Genomic DNA, 2,132 nt, shown 5'->3' with positions numbered 1-2,132 from the left:
GCTATCGCCGATCAACCACCGCTGATCAACCACACCGACCAACCACCACCAACCGCCCCCATCACCGCGCCGAGTGCAGCTCTGCCACCTCGGCCCCGGTCAGGGCCCTGCCGAACGCCTGGACCTGGTCCACCTTCCCCTTCCAGAAGTCCACGTTCCCGCCCGCGTACTTCGCCCTCCCGATCGACAGCGGCCCCGTGCTCAGCTGGGGGTCGCCCGCCTGGGTGGTCCCGGCCAGGGCACCGTCCACGTACAGCCGGAACTCCGCCTTCGTCGCGTCGTGCACGCCCACCAGGTGGTACCACCTGCCCGCCTCCGGGGTCACCGGCTGCGACACCGCGCGGTGGCCGCCGGGGCCGCTGAAGGCGAAGCCGCCCTGGCCGTACTGGAGGTAGAACGGGTTCTCGCGCCTGCGGCCGTCCTGGCTCACCGCGGTCACCCAGTTGGTCGGGGCTCCATCGAGGGTCACCCAGGCGGAGATCGTGTAATCGGTCCTCGTGTCGACCACCGGTCCCGCCGTCTGCGCGTACTGGTTCGCGCCGCTGAACGACAGCGCCGTCCCGCCCAGGCCCTCCGCCCACGTCGCCCCGGTCACGGACAGGTCGCTGCCACCGCCGGAGGCATCCCGGCCGACCGCGCCCTGGCCCTCGTCAAGGGACCACGCGCCCTTCGCGGGGTAGCGGTACGTGCCCGCCGCCGCACCTGCCTCGATCACCTTCCGGTTGATCTCGCGCACCGGACCCGGATCGACCTTGATCTCCCGCCGGTCGTACGTCCACAACCCGTTCAGCTCGGTTTCCAGGTCCGTGACCTGCGTGTACACCGACCCCGACAACTCGGCCCCAGCCGCCTGCAGGTAGTGCTGCTCGGTGTTCGACACGTACTTCGCGGTCAGCTCCGCCTTGCTCGCCACCCCGCTGTAGATCGCGGTCGGCGCGCCCGGCCACTGGTGGCCCGGCGTGCGCAGCGTGAACCCGCCGTGCTCGCCGTCCATCGCCACCCGCGTCGCGTCCGGCCACGGCGGCGAGTCGTTGTTGTAGTCGTGGTGGTCGATCACGTCGCCCTTGCCGGAGTCGCCCTTCGACGCGCAGCAGTTCACGCCGCTGTGCGCGTTCACCACCCGCGACGGGTCGGAAGCCTGGACGCGCTCGGTGATGCGACCGGTCTCCTCCCGGTCCCACTCACCCCACCCCTCGTTGAACACGATCCAACCGATCACCGAGGGTGACGACCGGTGCTGCTCGACCACGGCCGCGCCCTGCGCCTGGAACGCCGCGCGCCCCGCCTCGGTGTTGAACGTGCCGGACACGAAGTCCTGCCACACCAGCAACCCCAGCCGGTCCGCGTGGTAAAACCACCGCGCGGGCTCCACCTTGATGTGCTTGCGCACCGCGTTGTACCCGAGGTCCTTCTGCGCCTTCAGGTCGAACTCCAGCGCCGCGTCCGTGGGCGCCGTGTTCAACCCGTCCGGCCAGAACCCCTGGTCGAGCTGCGCCAGCGAGAACACCGGCTTCCCGTTGAGCACCAGCTTCGGGAACCCGTTCACCTGCGCGATCCCGATCGAGCGCATCCCGAAGTAGCTCGACACCACGTCCTTGCTGCGCCCGTCCTCCAGCACGACCTCCAGGTCGTACAGGTACGGGTCCTCCGGGCTCCACAGCCGCGCCTTCGGCACCGGCACGGTCAGCGCCGAGTTCGCCGCCCCCGTCGCGCTGCCGACCTTCCGGCCGCCCTTCTCCTGCGCGGTGACCGTCACCCGACCGCCGGGTGACGTCGCCGACCGGACCGTCACCGAGAGCGTCCCCGCCGCGATGTCCGGCGTGCTCACCACGTCGTCGATCGCCCGGTCCGGCACCGGCTCCAGCCACACCGTCTGCCAGATCCCCGACGACGCCGTGTAAAAGATCCCGCTCGGGTTCGACGTCTGCTTGCCCACCGGCTGCTCGGCCCCGGTCGTGTCGGTGACCGCCACGACCAGCTCGTGCTGCCTGCGCCCGCCGAGCGCGTCCGTCACATCAGCCGTGAACGCCGTGTACCCGCCCTCGTGCTCGGTCACCTTGACGCCGTTCACCCAGACGGTGGCCCGGTAGTCGACCGCGCCGAAGTTCAGCTTCAACCGCTGCCCCCGGCCC

1 protein-coding gene is annotated in these 2,132 nt (G+C 70.7%); it reads right to left on the bottom strand.

What is annotated here, in order from left to right:
* Positions 1-61: 61 nt before the first annotated feature.
* Positions 62-2,132: LamG-like jellyroll fold domain-containing protein (locus tag ACTUAL_RS22490; RefSeq protein WP_440901629.1), on the bottom strand; the 2,071-nt coding region annotated here is incomplete at its 5' end.

Source organism: Actinosynnema sp., assembly GCF_052038725.1.
Note: the sequence above shows the minus strand (reverse complement) of the source record. Positions and strands in the feature narration are given on the sequence as shown.